This is a genomic window from Cohnella xylanilytica (assembly GCF_014212175.1).
In the GTDB taxonomy this organism is placed as follows: domain Bacteria; phylum Bacillota; class Bacilli; order Paenibacillales; family Paenibacillaceae; genus Cohnella; species Cohnella xylanilytica.
This window is the reverse complement of sequence record NZ_JACJVR010000110.1, coordinates 14182-33868: the sequence shown is the minus strand read 5'-3', so window position 1 is coordinate 33868 and position 19687 is coordinate 14182. Positions and strand designations below refer to the sequence as shown.

General features: G+C 62.1%; 17 protein-coding genes. 15 read left to right on the top strand and 2 right to left on the bottom strand.

Annotated features, from left to right (window positions below):
- Positions 1–36 precede the first annotated feature (36 nt).
- The 6 genes from H7B90_RS26645 to H7B90_RS26620 all read left to right on the top strand — a co-directional run bounded on the left by H7B90_RS26645 (position 37) and on the right by H7B90_RS26620 (position 6655).
- The gene (locus H7B90_RS26645) at positions 37–1230 is read left to right on the top strand and encodes an MGDG synthase family glycosyltransferase (protein ID WP_185138938.1); all 1194 of its coding nucleotides are present in this window, start codon (positions 37–39) and stop codon (positions 1228–1230) included.
- Positions 1231–1533: 303 nt separating this feature from the next.
- Positions 1534–3006 carry a sensor histidine kinase gene (locus tag H7B90_RS26640; protein WP_185138937.1) on the top strand — a complete coding sequence of 491 codons (1473 nt, stop codon included), beginning with the start codon at positions 1534–1536 and terminating at the stop codon, positions 3004–3006.
- A complete protein-coding gene (locus tag H7B90_RS26635; RefSeq protein ID WP_185138936.1) occupies positions 3003–3689 on the top strand; it encodes a response regulator transcription factor in 687 nt (228 codons plus the stop codon). Before H7B90_RS26640 ends, H7B90_RS26635 begins: the two co-directional genes overlap by 4 nt.
- A gap of 78 nt (positions 3690–3767) precedes the next feature.
- Positions 3768–4415 (top strand): hypothetical protein, encoded by a 648-nt coding sequence (locus H7B90_RS26630; protein ID WP_185138935.1) that lies wholly within the window; start codon positions 3768–3770, stop codon positions 4413–4415.
- Between the two features lie 35 nt (positions 4416–4450).
- Positions 4451–5065, top strand: coding sequence for a TetR/AcrR family transcriptional regulator (locus tag H7B90_RS26625; protein ID WP_185138934.1), 615 nt, complete (start codon positions 4451–4453; stop codon positions 5063–5065).
- 96 nt (positions 5066–5161) lie between these two features.
- A complete protein-coding gene (locus H7B90_RS26620) occupies positions 5162–6655 on the top strand; it encodes an MDR family MFS transporter (protein ID WP_185138933.1) in 1494 nt (497 codons plus the stop codon).
- A 77-nt stretch (positions 6656–6732) separates the two neighbouring features.
- Here the strand turns inward: H7B90_RS26620 and H7B90_RS26615 are convergent, their stop codons facing one another.
- Together H7B90_RS26615 and H7B90_RS26610 are read right to left on the bottom strand one after the other, a co-directional pair.
- Positions 6733–9054, bottom strand: coding sequence for an FkbM family methyltransferase (locus tag H7B90_RS26615; RefSeq protein WP_185138932.1), 2322 nt, complete (start codon positions 9052–9054; stop codon positions 6733–6735).
- A 40-nt stretch (positions 9055–9094) separates the two neighbouring features.
- Positions 9095–10648 carry a glycosyltransferase gene (locus tag H7B90_RS26610; protein ID WP_185138931.1) on the bottom strand — a complete coding sequence of 518 codons (1554 nt, stop codon included), beginning with the start codon at positions 10646–10648 and terminating at the stop codon, positions 9095–9097.
- A 239-nt stretch (positions 10649–10887) separates the two neighbouring features.
- On the opposite strand from H7B90_RS26610, the gene H7B90_RS26605 reads away from it, so the two are divergent.
- Genes H7B90_RS26605 through H7B90_RS26570 form a run of 9 tightly spaced genes read left to right on the top strand, consistent with a single transcriptional unit; the run spans position 10888 to position 19643 of the window.
- Positions 10888–11439, top strand: a complete 552-nt coding sequence (locus H7B90_RS26605; protein ID WP_185138930.1) for a GNAT family N-acetyltransferase — start codon at positions 10888–10890, stop codon at positions 11437–11439.
- Complete coding sequence (locus H7B90_RS26600) at positions 11436–12458, top strand: LLM class flavin-dependent oxidoreductase (protein WP_185138929.1); 1023 nt, start codon at positions 11436–11438, stop codon at positions 12456–12458. The genes H7B90_RS26605 and H7B90_RS26600 overlap by 4 nt, the downstream gene beginning before the upstream one ends.
- 26 nt (positions 12459–12484) lie before the next feature.
- A complete protein-coding gene (locus H7B90_RS33200) occupies positions 12485–13342 on the top strand; it encodes an amidohydrolase (protein WP_260411241.1) in 858 nt (285 codons plus the stop codon).
- Positions 13339–13914: a zinc-binding metallopeptidase family protein gene (locus H7B90_RS33195; RefSeq protein WP_260411240.1), complete on the top strand. Its 576-nt coding sequence runs from the start codon at positions 13339–13341 to the stop codon at positions 13912–13914. Before H7B90_RS33200 ends, H7B90_RS33195 begins: the two co-directional genes overlap by 4 nt.
- 27 nt (positions 13915–13941) lie before the next feature.
- A complete protein-coding gene (locus H7B90_RS26590) occupies positions 13942–14961 on the top strand; it encodes an ABC transporter ATP-binding protein (RefSeq protein WP_185138928.1) in 1020 nt (339 codons plus the stop codon).
- Entirely contained in the window at positions 14958–15968 is a 1011-nt protein-coding gene (locus H7B90_RS26585) for an ABC transporter ATP-binding protein (RefSeq protein ID WP_185138927.1), read from the top strand. The genes H7B90_RS26590 and H7B90_RS26585 overlap by 4 nt, the downstream gene beginning before the upstream one ends.
- Positions 15969–15998: 30 nt before the next feature.
- Positions 15999–16952, top strand: a complete 954-nt coding sequence (locus H7B90_RS26580; protein ID WP_185138926.1) for an ABC transporter permease — start codon at positions 15999–16001, stop codon at positions 16950–16952.
- Between the two features lie 19 nt (positions 16953–16971).
- Positions 16972–17892: an oligopeptide ABC transporter permease gene (gene opp4C / locus H7B90_RS26575; protein ID WP_185138925.1), complete on the top strand. Its 921-nt coding sequence runs from the start codon at positions 16972–16974 to the stop codon at positions 17890–17892.
- 56 nt (positions 17893–17948) lie between these two features.
- Positions 17949–19643 (top strand): ABC transporter substrate-binding protein, encoded by a 1695-nt coding sequence (locus H7B90_RS26570; protein WP_260411239.1) that lies wholly within the window; start codon positions 17949–17951, stop codon positions 19641–19643.
- Positions 19644–19687: the final 44 nt, after the last annotated feature.

The following is a 19687-nucleotide window of genomic DNA, read 5'->3' as shown; positions in this document are numbered from 1 at the left end:
TTCGATTACAGTCTTGCCGAAAGCCAGGTGGGTATCATGAAAACGACGGACCGGCGCATCCTCATTCTGTACGCCAAGTTCGGAGACGGCCATTATCAGGCCGCGCAAGCGCTGAAGAGAGGCTTCGAAGAGACGGGACTGGCTCGAGCCGTGTTGTTCGACCCGTTCGGCGAAGCGTATCCGACTCTGAATCGTTGGTGTCAAGCCGTTTATTACTTCAGCACTTCGCATCTGCCGGCGGCTTATGGGTTCGGGTATTCGTTAACGGACCGGATCCCGTCCTCCTCGCCGGTCGGCGAGTGGCTGCATTCCCTCGGCAGCGCCAAGCTGGCCGGCATGCTGAACCGCCTGCAGCCCGACGCGGTCGTTCAGACGTTCCCGCTGCTCGCCATGTCGCATCTGAGGCGGCGGACGGGCTTGCGGCTTCCGACCTTCACCGTGCTGACCGACTATGTCCCGCACAGCCGTTGGATCCACGAAGAGACGGACCGTTACTTCGTCGCGACCGAGGAGCTCGGCCGGCAGCTGGCCGATGCCGGAGCGAGAGAGGAAGCGATCCGCGTCAGCGGAATTCCGATCCGGCGGGCGTTTATTGGCGGCGCGCTGCGGGACAGGATAAAGGAGCGGGAAGCGGCCGAACGCGCCGGGAAGTTCGTTCTCGTCATGGCGGGAGCCTACGGAGTGTCCGGCGAAGCGGGAATGCTGACCCGGGAACTGCTGAAGAGGGAAGACTGTTCCGTTCTGCTCATCTGCGGGAAGAACGCCAAGCTCGAGCAGCAGATGCGAGCCCGGTTCGCGAGGGAGAGCAGGGTCCGCGTGTTCGGATTCGTCGAGCGCATCGACCGGCTGATGGCGAAGGCATCGTGCATGATCACGAAGGCCGGCGGCATCACCTTGTCCGAAGCGGCCTCGATCGGCCTGCCGGTCGTCGTCTATCGCCCGATTCCCGGACAGGAGCACGGGAACGCTCTCTACTGGGAGAGACAAGGGAAGCTGACGATCGCCCGCGATCCGGACGAGCTGCTGGAGCAGACGGCCCGTTGGCTCGCGGCATCCGGGGAGGACGCGCCCGGCAGAGCTTCCGGGCGCGGGCTTCCGAGCGCGACGGAAGTCATCGCGGACGAGATTCTTGCTTATCTGGAGCGAAGCGCGGCGCCCTCGCTGGAGCTTATCCCTCGGCCGGGGAGAAGGAATTGGCTGAAGGCTCTGCTGCACCCGAATGGAGTTTAGAAGGAACGCGATCGTGACTTCGCATGCTTGGCCCAGTTGGGCGCTCTTGGCGGGGCCGGGCCATTCTGATTCGGGCCAACTGCTCGCTCATTCCGGCTATCGGAATCAGCCGGATTTATCTGGGCGGCCACTGCCCGAGCGACGAGCCTGGCGGTTGTCCGGCCAGCGGATTTGGGCTGGGGCGTCGATCTGGGCCTATCCGAAATAGTCCGAGTATGTTATATCCAAGTTAAGAACTTGAAGCTAAGAGCTCGAAGTTAAGAGCTCGAACGAACGAAGTCATATCGGCCGGAGACGTCTTCCATGTCCATACGCATGAAGCTCATTCTATCCTACGCGGCGATGCTGATCGTCCCGCTCGTGCTGATCGCCGCGACGACGCTGCTGCTCGCCGCGGCCTCGAACTATCAATATTACAAGATGCTGTACTTCTCTACCGCGGAGAAGTTCGAATTCGACGATCCGTTCCGCATCCTGAAGGAGATGAAGCGGGCCAACGAGAGGAATCCGGGAATTCTAAGCGATGCCGGCTACCTCAAGGAGATCGACGCCGAGCTGCGGGCGTATCATTCCGGCCTCGTGATCCGGGGCCCGGGAGGAATCGTCTACCGGTCGGATTCCGTCGAAGGGAACGCCGATCTCTTGGCGAAGCTGCCTCCGTACGAGCGGTACGGCCTCCGGGAGACGACGTTCCAGACGGACAAGGGCAACGATATGTACGTCGTTTATCAGTACGATTTTACGGCTCCCGCCGGCGAACCCGGCACCGTCTTCATCGCATCCAAGGTCGACCCGGTCGTCTATTGGGTGCGGGAATCGTTCCCGACGCTATTCACCGTTCTCTTGGTTATTCTCGTTCTGACGCATTCCTTGCTCACCTACTTCGTGTCGAGAAGCATCATCCGCCCGTTGAAGTCGCTGCGCCTCGCGGCCGGACGGATCAAGAACGGCGACCTTGACTTCCGCGTCGGGGTCGAAGGGAAGAACGAGATCGGCCAGCTGGGCCTCGCGTTCGAGGAGATGCGCGTCCAGCTTCGCCATTCGATCGAGGTGCAGCTTCAGTACGAGGAGAACCGGAAGGAGCTCGTCTCGAACATCTCGCACGACCTGAAGACGCCGATCACGACGATCAAGGGATACGTGGACGGGGTGCTGGACGGCATCGCCGATTCGCCGGAGAAGGCGATGAGGTACATGAAGATCATCTCGGCCAAGGCCGACGAGATGGATCGGCTGATCGACGAGCTGTTCCTCTATTCCAAGCTCGATCTGAACAAGCTTCCGTTCGACTTCGAGAGGGTCGGGATGCGGGATTTCCTCATGGATTGGTCCGAGGAGATGAAGTTCGAGCTGGAGAAGAGAAACGTCGATTGGAGCTCGGACATCCGCCTCGGGGACTCCGTCGCCGTACTGATGGACCGGGACAAATTCAAACGGGTGCTCGGCAACGTCATCGGGAACGCCGTCAAGTACATGGACAAGGAGGAGCGGCGAATTCGTCTTGGAGCGTTCGAGGAGAACGGCCGGGTCGTGCTGGAGATCGAAGACAACGGGCGAGGCATCGAGGCCGACGCCTTGGCTCATATATTCGAGAGGTTCTACCGGGCGGAGCCGTCCCGGAATTCCGGCACGGGGGGCAGCGGCCTGGGGCTCGCCATCGCCAAGCAGATCGCGGAAGGCCATAACGGGAAGATCGAGGCGGACAGCGAGCCGGGGATCGGGACGACGATCCGTCTCCGGCTGCCGATCGCGGACAGGGAGAAGGGGCGTCTATGAAGAAATTTCTGATTGTCGAAGACGAGAGGCTCATCGCGGAGCTGCAGCGGGATTATCTGGAGATCGATGGTTACGGAGTGGAGATCGCGGAAGACGGGGAAGCGGGGCTCGACCTGGCCTTGAACGGAGACTTCGACCTCGTGCTGATCGACCTCATGCTCCCCAAGCTGAACGGCTTCGAGCTCTGCCGCCGGATCCGCGAGAAGAAGGATATTCCGCTCTTGATGGTCACGGCGAAGAAAGAGGACATCGACGTCGTACGCGGGCTGGGGCTCGGCGCGGACGACTATATCACGAAGCCGTTCAAGCCGGCGGAGCTGGTCGCCCGGGTCAAGGCCCATCTGAGCCGTTACGAGAGACTGGTCGGGACCAAGGAGAAGCGCAACGAGATTCACGTCCGGGGATTGTCGATCGACGCCGACTCGCGGCGGGTGTTCAAGAACAAGGAAGAGATCGTGCTGACGACAAAGGAGTTCGATCTTCTCTTCTACCTGGCCGGGCATCCGAATCGGGTGTTCAGCAAGGATCAGCTGTTCGAGCTGCTGTGGGGGATCGACGCGATGGGGGACTCGCAGACGGTAACGGTGCATGTCCGGAAGCTGCGCGAGAAGATCGAGACGACGCCCGCCGATCCCCAATATATCGAGACCGTGTGGGGCGCCGGATACCGGTTTAAGCTATAAAGTTCTCCCATTCCGAATGCTACCGCTTTCTTCATCCGCCCGCCAAGTGGTATGATGGATGCAAAGGACGGTGCACTAATGACGACAACCAAAGAGAATTCGAATACGACCCCGAGCGAAGAGACGAACTCCAACCATAACGAACAGCTTCTCGAATTGATCAAGAATTTGTACCAGCACAGCATTCAAGCCTTGAAGTCCCAGTTCGAGGACAGCGAGGTAGAGGGCCAGGTCGTTCAGCACGACGTGTACGGCCCCTTGTTCACGTTCCGCGTGAAGAACGATCAGGGCGATTGGTACGCTTGCGGCTTCTTCCTTCGCGAGCTGCTCGCGAACTTCCAGCAGAACAAGAATCCGGCCCTGTGGCTCGGCTCCTTCTTCGTCGACCTGATGAAGGTTCCGGGAGGCGTGATGCTGCCGAAGCCGCCTCAATCGGAAGAAGAAGCGAAGGCGCTTATGGACGGCACGATTCTTCCGCATTGCTTCTCGGCCGTGAAGGAAGAGTTCGAGCCGGAAGAGGTGTATGCCGGACTGGATCTGCACCAGGAGCACGGCCCCGTCTTGGAAGCCGGCTTCCCCAAGTACAAGGAAGGGAACAACGTCTGCGCGATGCCGCTGCATCTGCTGCTCGCCCATTACCTGCTGAACCGCGATCCGGCCGACCTGCTCGTCCAAGGGCTGTACCGGATTCTCGAGGAGCAGGAGAAGGCGAATCCGCAAGCTTGAGCGGCGCAGGCGAGACGAAGGAGTTGCAAGACAGGATGAGCCACAGCGAGGAGAAGGATTTATCGACCAAGGAGACGATCCTGAAGGCTACGCTCGAGCTGATCAAGGAAGAAGGTCTGGAGAACGTCACCCTTCGGAAAATAACGGCAAAGGCCAACGTCAATCTGGCGTTGGTCAATTACTATTTCGGATCGAAGGATTACTTGATCAGCGAAGCGCTCAAGACGCTGCTCGGCACCTTCGGCGAAGCGATGGAGGTCCTGGACGACGAGTCTCTGGCTCCGATCGACCGGTACAAGCAATTTTTGATCAACTACGTTCGCCTGGTGCAGCAGCATCCCGAGCTGCTTCATCAATTGCTCGGCAAAGGCGACCTCATGTTCGCGACCAAGTACGATTACATCGACTACTTGAAGAAGCTCGGCATGAGCAAGGTTCGCGCCATCGTCGAGGAGATTACGGGAGAGACCGATCCGGAGACGCTCTTCATGATAACGATGCAGATCAACGCCGCCGTCTTCTTCCCCGTCTTGATCACCTCGATCAGTCCGAAGAAGGCGGAAGTCTTCCCCAAGATTCCGGTGGAGAAGCTGGTCGAGCATTTGTTCGACCATTATTTCGCCCGCTATTCGGCTCGCTCGAGCGACTGACGCTCTTGACAGCCGAAGGGGCTCTCTATATGCTAGTATTAAACATTGTTTAAAACGGTGTTTAATCTAGAGGAGACTCGGAAAGCGGAGTGCATCATGTCCAATTCGCAATCTGCAACTATGCCGGCCGGAGGGGAATCGTTCTCGATCCGATCGATTCTCGCGCCGCTGATGGCCGTCGTCGTCGGGATGATCATGGTCATTCTCGACAGCACGGTCGTGAACGTCGCCATCCCGGAGCTGGTCGACTACTTCGGAACCGACCTGAAGACCGTTCAATGGACGGTTACCGGCTACACGCTCGCGCTGTCGGCCGTCATTCCGCTGGCGGGCTGGATGACGGACCGGTTCGGCACGAAGCGCATCTTCCTGCTGACGATCGCCCTGTTCACCATCGGGTCCGTGCTGTGCTCGATCGCGCAGACGCCGGAGCAGCTCATTCTTTATCGCGTCATTCAAGGACTCGGCGGAGGCATGGTATCGCCGATCGGGTTCGCGATGGTGTTCAAGCTGGCTCCTCCGGACAAACGCGGCTCCGTCATGGGCGTGCTCGGCATTCCGATGCTGCTGGCCCCCGCGCTCGGTCCCGTGCTGTCGGGCTGGCTGGTCGAATACGTAAGCTGGCACTGGATCTTCCTGATCAACCTGCCGATCGGCATCGTCGCGCTGCTCGTCGGAGCCCGCTTCCTGCCGAAGTCGGAGCGCAAGGAGGGAACCCGGCTGGACATCGTCGGGATGCTGCTCGCGCCGGTCGCCTTCGCCATGCTGGCTTACGGCGTAAGCGAGGGAGGAACGAGCTGGTCGTCGGCTTCTGCGATTACCGGCCTTAGCGTCGGCGGAGGCGCCTTGATCTTGTTTATCGCGGTCGAGTTGCTGCAGAAGCAGCCGCTGCTCGAGCTTCGCGTCTTCGGCTCCTCGGACTTCGTGCGCGGCATTCTGCTGTCGTGGCTGTCGGTGATCGCCCTGTTCGGCTGCATGATCTTGATTCCGTTGTACTTGCAGAACGTGAAGGGCTATTCGCCGCTGGAGACCGGACTCATTCTGCTGCCGCAGGCGCTGTCGTCGGCCGTCGGCATGCCGATCGGGGGGCGGCTGTTCGACAGAATCGGAGCGAGGCCGCTCGCGATGACGGGATTGACGCTGATCTCCGTCTCCCTGTTCCTGCTGTCCCGGATCACGGTCGATACGAGTCTCGGCATGATCATTCTCTCGCTCGTGATGGTGGGGCTCGGAATGGGTCTCACGATGATGCCGCTGAACACGCACGTGCTCAATTCGGCTCCCCGCCAATGGGTGACCCGCGTCACGCCGCTCACCACGGCGGCTCAGCAAGTCGTCGTCTCCTTCGCGGTCGCGGGCTTGACCGGCTACTTGACATCGCAGATCAAGAGTCACGGAGCCGATGCGGGAGCGGCCGGCAATCCGCTCGTCGCGGCGGTCGCCGGCTTCGGCGACACGTTCTTCCTGGCGGCATCGCTCGCCGCGGTCGGCGTCGTCTTCAGCCTGCTGCTTCGCAAGCCGAAGAAGGCGGCGGAAGAGAAGAAGGAAGGAAGCCGGGAAGCCGACGCCTCGATGATGATGGGGCACTAAGGTCGCGCCGGTTCGATCGCTAACAAAGCGCCTCGCCTGCTTCGCATTCGACGGATGCGAGGGAGACGAGGCGCTTTTTATGATGAATGGATGCGATACGCTTCCCAATCGGCCATCCGGCCTGCCGGAACGCAGACGTAATCTTGGCGGAAGTCCGGCGGATCGGCTTCGTCCAGCCGGCGAATCTCGCCGGTGTCGGGGTGCGCTTTGAAGAACTCGTACCCTTCCAACAGATCGAACAGCTCCGTCAACCGCTGCGAGGGCGGACTCTCGTGCCATTCGAAGACAATGACGGGACGCGAGGTTCGAATCGTATCGAGCGCGCCTTCGATCGCCTGCCGCTCATGGCCCTGCGTGTCGATCTTCATGACGCTCACGTTAGACCGATCGTCTTCGCGCAGATAGCGGTCCAGGGCGACGATCTCGACCTCGGTCGGCTCGAAGTCGTCGGTAACCGTCTGGTCGCCTTCGACGAACGAGAGGCCGCGATTGTAGCTTCCGGCTCTGTTCATCTGGAAGCGAACGCGCCCTTCGGAATCGCCGACCGCGACCGGGTGAATCCGCATCCGGCCGAACACGTTCAAGGCGCGGTTCGTCTCGAGCTGTCCGGCAAGCTCGGGGTGAGGCTCGAAGCAGAGGCAGGCGACGTCCGGCTTCGAGCTGGCCACGTACAGAGAGTGGTAGCCGATGTTGGCGCCGATATCCACGAACAGGCTTCCCGGAACGGCGAATCGGCTCAGAAGCGACGCCAGCCTCGGCTCCCAGCCTCTCTGCTTCAAGATGAATTCCTCGATTAATCCGGGGAGCTTGAGCATCATGCGGAACGTTCCTCCGGCGTCGTTAGGCAATTCGACAACCCGTTCCTTGGCAGGCAGAACGGCAGCCAGCCATCTGTCGTTATGAAGGGCGTACGAGTTATTCGGCGCTATCGAGAGGGCGGCATCGTTGTGACGCTTTGCCAGGTCGAGCAGCCCCATGCGCGAGTAACAGACGCACAATTGAACGTGCGGAAGCCAGCTCCAACAGCTCTCATTGTAGAACAATCCGTAGTCGTCGGGCTTCGGAAGCCGGGTCGCCTCGTCGAACCAGTAGGCCGCTTGCTTCCAATCTTCCTTCTTCATGAGAAGGTGACCGATTCGGCAGACGAGCTCCGCCCGCGGCAACCCGAATTCGAAGGAGCGAACGGCCATCCTCAGCTCCTTGTCGGAATCGCCGATCTGTCCGCACAGCTCGGCGGCCGATTCGCAGGCGTGGACCCGGCGGACCGGCGGCGCGTCCGGACACTCCAGCCAGCGCTCGCACGCGTCCAACGCTTCAGCGAACTTCCCTTCCGTTTTCAACCGTTCATATTCGCGCTTATGCGTCCATTCTTCCTCCGAGTACGAACCGGGGCCGGGCTCCTCCGCGGCAGCGACGCTGTACAGCTCCAGGTAGCGTTCAGCCATCTCGTCGCGAGTGAAGCGGGAAGCGACGTATTCGCGCAGCGCTTCGGGATCGGGGTATCGGCCCCGGGAGATCTTGGCCGCCATCTCCCGCGAATCGGAGCAGATCAGCTCCGGGAAGCCGGCGAGCACCTCCGGCACCGAGCCGTTCGGGAACGCCAGCACCGGCGTGCCGCAAGCCATCGCTTCGGCCATGACGAGGCCGAACGGCTCTTCAAGCGACGTGGGGAAGAGTAGCGCCTCCGCCTCGCCGAATAATTTCGTCCGTTCCTCGCCCCCCTTCGGTCCGACATACTTGAGCCGCGGATTGGCTCGGAGCCGCGGAGCGATCTCCCGCTCGAAGTAGGAGGCGTCGCCTACCGGTCCCGCGAGGATCAACTCCTTGCCCGCGGCTTCCGCGGCGTCGATGGCGTGAACGACACCTTTGTACGGGATGACCAATCCCATGTAAAGCAGGTACGGCTTCTTCTCCTTCCGAAGCGGATAATCGTTTAAATTTATGCCATTAAATACATAAGTTCCTTTACCGCCGCCGGTATAATCGAGAGCTCTCCGGCTCAAGTAGACGGGGCGGTCGACCGTGTTGCGATAGGTACCGTGGATGGTGCACAGAGTCGGAACCGGCAGCCTCGCCAGCCCGATGATCGACTTATGGGTATGATCGTGCACGACGGCCGTGCCTTCGGGCAAGGTCCGCTCGACGAACCGGAGAATCTCTTGCGGGTTCGGAGTCGAGTGCTCGTACGGAATCAGCTTGGCGCTTGTCCGGCTGCCCGGAAGGGCATAAAGATAAACGTCGAAGCCTCGTTCCACGAGCGATTCGGTCAAATCGTAAACGACCCGTTCGATCCCTCCGTAGCCCGTCGGAGGTACGGTCAGATGATCCGGCGCGACCTGAACGATGCGGATCGACCCGGGCGAAGCGCCGCCGAACGGGCGGCCGTATTCGGGCGTCATCGAATAACCCCTCTCTTGAACGATTCGTTCCGCGCGCGGCTCAGCTGTCCGGCGGAAGCGAGTCCAGCCATCGCTTGTTGTGAAGCGCGTACTCGTTGTTTGGAGCCAGCGACAGCGCGATATCGTTGTGGCGCCTGGCCGGTTCGATCCGGCCCATCCTCGAATAGCATACGCACAGCTGAACGTGGGGCAGCCAGCTCCAGCAGCTCTCCGCGAACAGAGGTCCGGGATCGGCCGGCTTCGGCAGCCGCGTCGCCGCTTCGAACCAATACGCCGCTTGCCGCCATTCTTCGCTCCTCAGGCGAATGTAGCCGATGCGGCAGAGCAGCTCCGCCCGGGGCACGCCGTATTCGAAGGATCGGAGGGCGTACCGGAGCTCCAGGGTAGCGTCGTTCATTCGTCCGCACAAGCCAGCCGCCAATTCGCAGGCATAAATCCGCCTCTCCGCCGGGACGTCCGGAAGAGCCAGCCAACGTTCGTACTCGCGCAGCGCTTCTTCAAGCTTGCCTTCGCGGACGAGCTTCTCGCAGGAAAGCTTCAGCTCCCATTCCTCCGCCGAATAAGAACCGGCGCCCGGTCCTTCCGCGATCGCGGCGCGATACAGCTCCGCGTATCGAACGGCCATCTTCTCCCGGGAGAAGTTCGCCTCTACGTAAGCGCGCAGCGCCGCGGGATCCGGATAATCGCGGGCCCGAGCCTTCTTCGCCATCTCGTCCGTATCGGCGCAGATCAGCTCGGGGAAGCCGGCCATGACATGGGGGACCGCTCCGTTCGGGAACGCCAGAACCGGCGTGCCGCATGCCATCGTCTCCACCATGATGAGCCCGAACGGCTCTTCCCAGGATGTCGGGAACAGAAGCGCCTCCGCGTGCCGAAGCAGGTTCGTTCTCTCTTCTCCGCCCGTCTCTCCGATATACCGCAGCCTGCGATTGGCGCGGAGGCGGGGCTCGACCTCCCGTCTATAGTAAGAGACGTCGTACAGCGGACCCGCGATGATCAGGTCTTTATCCGCAGCTTCCGCCGCGTCGATGGCCTGCACGATTCCTTTATGCCAACTGATGACTCCCATGAAGAGCAAATACGTTTTTTTCTCCCGTTCGAACGGGTAATCGGCTAAGTTAATGCCGTTAAATACATACGTTCCTTGGCCTCGCCCCACATGTTCGAGAGCCCGCGCGCTAAGATAGACGGGACGGTCGACCGGATTCGTCTGGCTCCCGTGAATGGTGCACAGCGTAGGAACCGGGAGCTTGGCCCGCCCGATAATCGAACGGTGGGTATGATCGTGGATGAGGGCGGTGCCCTCGGGCAGCGTCCGTTCGACGAACCGGAGAATCTCTTCCGGATTCGGAACGGTATGCTCGTACGGGATCAGCTTGGCGCTTGTCCGGCTCCCCGGGAGCGCGTATAAGTAGACATCGTAGCCGCGCTCCACGAGCGTCTCGGTCAGATCGTGCACCATCCGTTCGATTCCGCCGTACTTGAGCGGGGGGACGGGCAAATAATCGGGCGCGACCTGAACGATGCGGACGGCTCCGGGCGCGGCCGGACCAGGCGAATCGCCGCTCCGGCGGCGGACGTTCGAGGACGTCATCGAACAACCCCTCTCGCAGGTGATATGTTCAATGTATGGCCGCGGGAGGAGAACGGAGTGGACGAGAGAAGAGGGGAGTTGGCGGAAGTTAAGACCTCCGTCGACTCGATCGATATTTTCTATTCTGGCATCGAATTCCTTTATAAGGATTTGCCGAACCGCGGTGGTAGAATGGGATAAAATCCGATCTAAACGATTGGAAATATAGTATTTTATTCGATTCGTTGCGAGGTGAGAGGATGGGCGATCGATTCCGCAGGGCGACCCTGGACGATGCCGACGAGCTGCTTGGCGTGATCCTGAGGGCGTACGAGCCGATTCGCCGATTAGGGATCAAGTTCCCGGCGGCGACGGCGGACTTGGCCATGATTCGCGACAATATCGCCAGCCACGAATGCTGCGTCCTCGAGAAGGACGGGGCGATCGTCGCGACGGTGACGGTATCCGAGACGCCGGAGCCGCTGAAGGAGATCACCGATCTTCCGTTCATCATGAAGTTCGCCGTCGAACCCGCGTACAAAGGCCAAGGGCACGGCGCCCGGCTGCTGACCTGGGTAGAGGAGAGCGTCGTCCGCGATACGTGGAAGGCTCCGGCCGTCACGCTGGGCACGGCGCTACGGCATCCCTGGCTCGTTCCGATGTACGAGCGGCGGGGGTACGAGCGCATATACGAAGTCGAGACCGAAGACGACGGAACGATGGTGCTGATGCGCAAACATTTGCTGACGCCGCAGACGACGCCGAGAGCGGCCGGCCGGACCGACGCGGAGAGATGGAGGGAATCGGGATGAGCGTGAAGCTGAGCATACTGGATCAAAGTCCGATATTCAAAGGAGAGACCGCCCGCGAGGCGTTCGGCCATACGCTCGAGCTCGCCCGCAAGGCGGAGCAGTGGGGGTATCACCGCTTCTGGGTGTCCGAGCACCACGATACGGGCAGCTTCGTCGCCGGCACTTCGCCCGAAGTGCTGATCTCCTACTTGCTGGCGCGGACGGAGCGAATCCGGATCGGGTCGGGCGGCGTCATGCTGCAGCATTACAGCCCGCTCAAGGTGGCCGAGAACTTCAACGTGCTGGCGACTCTCGCTCCCGGGCGCGTCGATCTGGGCGTCGGAAGGGCGCCCGGCGGCTTGCACCGCTCGACGAAGGCGCTGCAGCAAGGCTTCGGGGAAGGAGCGCTGTCCCTGGACGAGAAAATCGCGGAGCTGAAGCGCTATGTCGACGACGCGCTCCCGGACGACCATCCGTTCGCCGGACTGAAGGCGTATCCGGTTCCTCCGGCCGCGCCCGAGCTGCATCTGCTCGGAGGCAGCGAATCGAGCGCGGAGCTGGCGGCGAAGCTCGGGCTGTCATACGTGTTCGCGCAGTTCATCAATAGCAGCGAGGAGACGTTCGAGAAATCCGTGAGGGCCTATTACGGGAAGTTCAACGGGGAAGGCGGCGCGAAGCCGCGGCTGATCGTCGGCGTGTACGCGATCGTCGCCGGCACGGACGAGGAAGCGGCATCGCTGCGGACCGAGCATAAGATCGTCAAGGTGCGGCTGGAGAGCGGGCGATCCGTCAATCTCGGATCGGTCGAGCAGGCGGAGCAGTACGGCAAGGAGTCGGGCGAGCCTTATGAGCTGGAGATTCAGGACCCGATCATTCACCACGGTTCTCCGGGAACGGTGCGGGAGAAGCTGCTGGCGTTCGCATCACGCTACGGGATCGAGGAGCTGATCGTCACGACGATGGTCCAGGACTCCGCCAAGAGGCTGCGTTCGTACGAGCTGCTCGCCGAAGCGTTCGCGCGGGTTCCGGCCGAAGGATAAGCGGCGAGGAGGAGACGAAGGGCGGCATGGGAGTACGCGGAATGGTGAGATGGATCGATGAGCATAAACCGGAGTTCGAGAGGATGGCGCTGGATATTTGGGCCAACCCGGAGACGGCTTACCGGGAGAAGCACGCGTCGCGAAGGCAGATCGAAGCGCTTGCGGCTGCGGGCTTCCGGATCCGCGCGGGCGTGGGCGGAATTCCGACGGCGTTCGTCGCCGAATTCGGCTCCGGGAGCCCGGTCATCGGCATTCTCGGCGAATTCGACGCGCTGCCGGGCTTGTCCCAGCGCGTAGCCGCGACGAGAGCGCCGATCGGCGAAGGCGAATTCGACGCTGCGCCGGGTCACGGCTGCGGGCACAACCTGCTCGGCACGGCCGGGGTCGCGGCCGCCATCGCGGTCGCCGCCAGCCTCCGGCTCGCCGCGAAGGGCGGTAGCGGGACTATCCGTTATTACGGCTGCCCGGCGGAGGAAGTGCTGTCCGGGAAGACGTTCATGGCCCGCGACGGCGTCTTCGACGATCTGGACGCCGCCTTGACGTGGCATCCCGGTTCGGCGAATTTGGCGCTGACGTCGAGTACGTCGGCGCTCACGTCGGCGGAGTTCCGGTTCGCCGGGAAGGCGGCGCACGCGGGCGTCTCCCCGCATCTCGGCCGGAGCGCGCTGGACGCGGTGGAGCTGACGAACGTCGCGGCCAACTATCTGCGCGAGCATGTTCCGGAGGGGGCGAGAATCCACTATACGATTACGAGCGGCGGCGTCGCTCCGAACATCGTCCCGGATCGGGCGAGCGTCTGGTATTATCTGCGCGGGGCGAATCGCCCCAAGCGGACGAGCTGCTCCGGCGGCTCGTCCAGATCGCCCAAGGGGCGGCCCTCATGACGGAGACCGGGGTCGAATGGGAGATCAAGGCGGCCGCTTGGGATGTCCTTCCGAACGATACTCTGAATCGGCTGCTGCTGGAACAGAGGCATGCGGCGGGGGAGCTCTCGTTCTCGGAGGAGGAAGAGCGGTGGGCGAAGGAGCTGACGGATTCGCTGGAACCTTACGCTCTGGAAGAGTCCCGGCGGTTCTACGAATCGCTCGGCGTCCCTTCCGGCACCCGGCTGCCGACGGGGGCCTGCGTCTTCCGCCCCTCCGGGCCGCCCGTCGGCGGCGGCTCCACCGATCTCGGCGACGTCTCGTGGATCGCGCCGGTCGGCGCGGTGACGACGACCTGCGCTCCGGTCGGCGTGCAGCTGCATACGTGGCAGGCGACCGCTTCGTTCGGCTCGGCGATCGGGCTCAAGGGCATGCATTACGCGTCGAAGCTGCTCGCGTCGGCCGCCTATGAGCTGATCGCCGGGGACGGAGAAGCTCTCGCGAGAGCCCGGGAAGAATTCGACAGGCGGCGCGGGGGAACGAAGTACTCGCCGGGCATCCCGGCCGAGGCCGCGCCGCCCGTGCCGACTTGATGCGAGCGCCGAGAGGAGGAAGCCGGGATGGCTTATCTGCTGGAAGTCGAAGAGCTGAGCGTCTCGTTCCGGACGGAAGGAGGGGAGATCACTCCGGTCGACGGGATTCGTATCGCCTTAAATCCGGGTGAGACGATGTGCATTGTCGGAGAATCGGGAAGCGGCAAAAGCGCGGCCGCTCTCGCGATCCTGCGGCTGCTGGGCGAAGGCGGCCGGATCAGCGGAGGAAGCGTGCGGCTGAACGGGGAGGATCTCGTATCCAAGACGGGAGCCGAGCTGCGAAGCTTCCGCGGCAAGGAGGTCGCGATGATCTTCCAGGAGCCGATGACGGCGCTTAACCCCGTGCTGTCCGTCGGGAGCCAGCTGATCGAAGCGATTCGTCTGCATTCGAAGCGGAGCCGGAAGGAGGCGAGAAGAGTCGCGGCCGAGCTGCTGCGCAGCGTCGGCATCCCGAGGCCCGAAGCCGTCTTGGGCGAGTATCCGCATTCCTTGTCCGGAGGGATGCGCCAGCGAGTCGTGATCGCCATGGCGCTGGCGAGCGAGCCGAAGCTGCTCATCGCCGACGAACCGACGACCGCGCTCGACGTGACGATCCAGGCGCAAATACTGGAGCTGATGAAGCGATTCCGCGAGAGGAGCGGCGCCGCCATCGTCCTGATCACCCACGACCTTGGCGTCGTGGCGGAGATGGCGGACCGGGTCGCGGTCCTGTACGCCGGCCGGATCGTGGAGGAGGCGGACGTGTTCTCCCTGTTCGAGAACCCGCTGCATCCATATACCCAAGGCTTGATGCGATCCGTTCCTTCGCCGGACGCGGTCCGGGGACAACGGCTCGTTCCGATTCCGGGCTCCGTGCCGTCGCCGGCGGCGATGCCGGCCGGATGCCGGTTCCACGACCGATGCCCGCAGGCGGACCGGCGATGCCGGGAGGAAGAGCCCCCGCTCGAGCCGGTACGAGCGGGCGGACATAAAGCGCGCTGCTGGGCGGTTCGAGAACGTCTTCCGGCGACGGACGCGACGGTCGCGTCCGTCGGAGGAGGCTTATGATGAACCCTAACATTCAAGCGACGAATCGAACGGAGCTGCCGGAAGCGCCTCTGCTGCGGGTCGAGAATTTGAAAACCTATTATCCGCTACGCCGCGGGACGTTCGGACGCGCCGCCGGCTTCGTCCGGGCGGTCGACGGAGTCAGCCTGGACGTCTACCGCGGGGAGACGATGGGGATCGTCGGCGAATCCGGCTGCGGCAAATCGACGCTCGGACGAACGATTCTCCGACTGGAACCGTCCCGCGAAGGCCGAATCTATCTCGGAGGCGAAGAGATCGCCTCTTACTCGCAGAGGCGGATGAGGCCTCTTCGTCCCCGGATGCAGATGATTTTCCAAGACCCGTTCGCTTCTCTCAATCCGAGGAAGACGGTCCGCGACCTCCTCGCGGAACCGCCGATCGCGCATGGATTGGCGGATCGGAGAAGCGTCCAATCCCGCGTCGGGCGCCTTCTGGAATGGGTCGGCCTTCCGAAGACCGCGCTGGACCGTTACCCGCACGAATTCTCGGGCGGACAGCGGCAGCGGATCGGCATCGCCCGGGCGCTCTCGCTGGAGCCGGAGCTGATCGTGTGCGACGAGCCGGTATCGGCGCTCGACGTGTCGGTTCAGGCGCAGATCCTCAATCTGCTGAAGGACTTGCAGGAGGAGCTGAAGCTGACCTGCCTGTTCATCGCGCACGGGCTCGGCGCCGTGAGCTACCTGAGCTCGCGGGTCGCGGTCATGTACTTGGGCAAGATCGTAGAGATCGGACCCAAGGAGGACCTGATCGGGCGGCCCCTGCACCCCTATACGCGGCTGCTCTGGAACTCGAATCCGGTCTCCGACCCGCGGCTTCGCGAACGGGACCGAACGCTGCCGGCGGGCGACCCTCCAAGCCCCGCGAACCCGCCGCCGGGCTGCCGGTTCCATCCGCGCTGCCCTTACGCGTCGCGGAAGTGCCGCGAAGAGGAGCCGCCGCTCGCGGGAGGCCGTCACGCGGTCGCTTGCCATTATCCGCTCGACTGAGATCGCGCGGCAGGGAGGAAGCCACGTCCCATGTTCCCTTATCTGCTCCGAAGGCTGCTGATCGCGATTCCGGTTCTGCTGGGCATTACCGTCATTAATTTTGTCATCATGAAGCTGGCTCCCGGCAATCCGGTCGAGATGCTCATCGATCCGAACACGCCGCCCGAGCTGATCGAAGCGAAGAAGCAGATGCTCGGGCTCCATAGTCCCGCGTACGTCCAATATTTCAAATGGCTGCAGGGCCTTGCGCACGGACAGCTCGGCTATTCCTTCAGCTCTTACGCGCCGGTCTCGCATCTGATCGGAGAGAGAATCGGTCCGACGCTGCTGCTGGCGTTCGCCGCGCTGTTCGCGGGACTTCTCGTAGCGCTGCCGGTGGGTATTTTCAGCGCCACAAGACGCAATACCCGGTTCGACTACCTGATGACCGGCTTGTCGTTCGTCGGGACTTCGATCCCTCCTTTTTTTCTCGGACTGGGGTTGATCTACGTGTTCGCGCTGAAGCTGGGCTGGCTGCCCCCGGGAGGAATGCGCGATTTGAACGGGGGAGGAGGGCTGGGCGACACGCTCCTGCATCTTCTGCTCCCCGCCACCGTGCTCGCCGTCGCGATCGTCGGGAAGAAGATCCGCTACGTTCGGGCGAGCATGCTCGACGTGCTGAAGCAGGATTACTTGCGGACGGCGAGGGCGAAGGGAGCGCGCGAATTCGCCGTGATCTACAGGCACGCCCTGCGCAATGCGCTGCTGCCGATCCTCACCGTGTTCGGGTCGGAGATTCCGCTGCTGCTCGGGGGCAGCATTCTGATCGAGCAGATCTTCCAGTGGCCCGGCATCGGGCAGCTCGCCATGCAATCGATTCTGTCGCGGGATTATCCGACGCTCATGGCGCTCAACCTCGTGGCCGCGGCGGTCGTTCTCGCGACCAATCTGCTCGTCGATCTGCTGTATTCGGCGGCGGATCCGAGAGTCCGGTACGATGCCTGACGAATAAGGAGGCGATACGATGAACGCAAGCACCGGCGCCGGCGGCGGAGCCGCCGTTCGGCCGAAGGCGATAACGGGAGTCGCGGCGGATTCGTCCGCGCCGGAGAGCGGCGCAAGAACCATCTGGCGGCGGTTCGCGCGGCACCGCCTCGCCGTGGCGGGTCTGATCGTCACCGCGCTGCTCATCCTGACGGCGATTCTCGCGCCGTACCTGACCCCGCATTCGCCGTACGCCGTGACCGCGTCGTTCTCCGCCGCCCCGTCGGCCGACCACTGGCTCGGGACGGACCCGGTCGGAAGGGACGTGCTGAGCCGGCTGATCGCCGCTTCCCGGGTGTCGCTGCTGGTCGGCTTCTCTACGGTCGCCCTCTACATGACGTTCGGGACGCTGGTCGGACTTATTAGCGGCTATGCGGGCGGTTGGCTGGACTCGGCCGTTATGCGGATTACCGACATGTTCATGGCGTTCCCGTTCCTGATGGTTATCCTCGTCGTCGTAAGCGCGCTGGGCGCCGGACTGTCGACGCTTATCTGGGTGCTGGCGCTGTTCTCGTGGCCGGCCGTCGCCCGGCTCGTGCGAAGCAGCGTGCTGTCGATCAAGCGGCTCGATTACGTCCGGGCCGGCGTCGCGCTCGGGCTCGGTACGCCGCGCATCCTCTTCGGCCATATCCTGCCGAACGCGCTCGGGCCGATTATCGTCAACGCGACGTTCGGCGTCGCGTCCGCGATCGTGAGCGAAGCGGGGCTCAGCTTCCTCGGCATGGGGGTCCAGCCCCCGACGGCAAGCTGGGGGAACATGCTGACGGACGCGCAGTCGTTGACCGTCCTGACCGAACAGCCTTGGCTCTGGGTGCCTGCGGGATCGATGCTGCTCGTCACGGTGCTCGCGATCAACTTCGTGGGAGACGGACTGAGGGACGCGTTGGATCCGAAGCAATAAGAGGCCGGAGCGATTAGCGTCCGTCCGAAAAAAAAAGATGCAGGGAGGAATCCGAATTGATATCGTCGTCTCGCCTTGTTATGGCCTCGCTATTGGTCCCGCTGATCGTTCTTCTGGCGGCATGCGGCCAAAGCGGCAACAACGCTTCGCCTTCCCCAAGCCTGTCCGAGGCGTCCTCACAGGCCTCTCCGAATGCGCCGAACGCGGACGCCTCCGCTTCTTCGTCCGACCGGCCTGGCGGCGCGGCCAAGGAGAAGGCCGTTACGATCGGCATCGTCAACTCGCCGATTACGCTTAATCAGATCAACGACCAAGGGGATTCCGCATCCAAGAACGTCCAGGCTCTGCTGAACGACGCCCTGCTCGATATCGACTCCAAGTTCGAATTCCTGCCCAAGCTGGCGGATTCCGTCGAGACGCAAGACAAGCAGACTTACGTCGTCAAGCTGAACGCGAACGCCAAGTGGAACGACGGACAGCCGTTCACGACGAAGGACGTCCTCTTCACGCTGAAGACGGCGCTGAATCCGAAGGTCGAGACCTCGTTCCGGCTGAGCTTCATCGAAGGCTTGAACGACGCGGGCAAGCTGGAGGAAGGGCAGACGGACATCTCCGGCCTGAAGATCGTGGACGACCATACGTTCGAGGTGAAGACGAAGACGCCGATCGACCCGAACATCTTCAAAGAGACGTTCGCGACCAAGGTATACTTCCTGCCGGAGCACGTGCTGAAGGACGTCCCTCCCGAGCAACTCGCCACCCACCCGTACTTCCAGAAGCCGGAGGTGACGATCGGGCCGTTCAAGTTCGCCGCGTTCGCCAAGGACCAATACGCGGAAGTCGTGCGCAACGAGAACTATTACAGACCCGTCGCCAAGCTCGGCAAAATCTTCGTGAAGGTGCTGCCCGCCGCCAATCTGGTCGCCCAGCTTCAGACCGGAGACATTCAGCTCAATTCGCTGCCGGTCGGACTCATTCCGATCTCGGATTACGAGAAGGTCAAGGCTCTTCCGAACGTCAACGTCGATTCCAGCGGTCCTTCGGAACCGGCCGAGCTTTTTTTCAACAACAAGGTATTTAATGACGTTAAGGTTCGACAGGCCGTCGCTTACGCCTTGAACCGCGAGCTCATCGTCGAGCAGCTTCTGAAGGGGCAAGGGGAGGTCATCGACGGCAGCGTGCCGAGCGATAATCCGTACTACAACAAGGATATTCCGCTCTATTCCTACGATCCGGAGAAGGCGAAGTCGCTGCTTCGGGAATCCGGCTGGGACGCGAAGAAGACGATTCGCTTCCTCGTGCCGTCCGGCAACAAGATTCGCGAGCAAGCGGCCGACATTCTGACCCAGAACCTGAAGGACGCCGGATTCAAAATCGAGGTTCAGAAGTACGACTTCGGGACCCTCGCGCAGAAGGTGAAGAAGGGCGACTACGACCTGACGATCTTCAACCGCGACTACTATATCGAGCCGAGTCTCTACTTCTCCCTGTTCCAGAGCGACAACAAGAGCAACTTCATCCATTACGCCAACCCGAAGGCGGACGAACTGATCAAGCAAGGCGCCGTCGAAGCCGATCCGGCGAAGCGCCGCGGCATCTACAACGAATTGCAGGCCATTCTCCACGACGATCTTCCGACGCTCAGCATCTATTCGGAGAAGCGAATCCAGGCGGTGTCCAAGGACGTGCTCGTCGGCAAGCCGCTCAATATCGGAATGTTTAACAACGTTAATGAATGGGATTTAAAATAAGCATTCGGTACGCGTTTACTTGAGAAAAGAAAGGCGGAGACAAG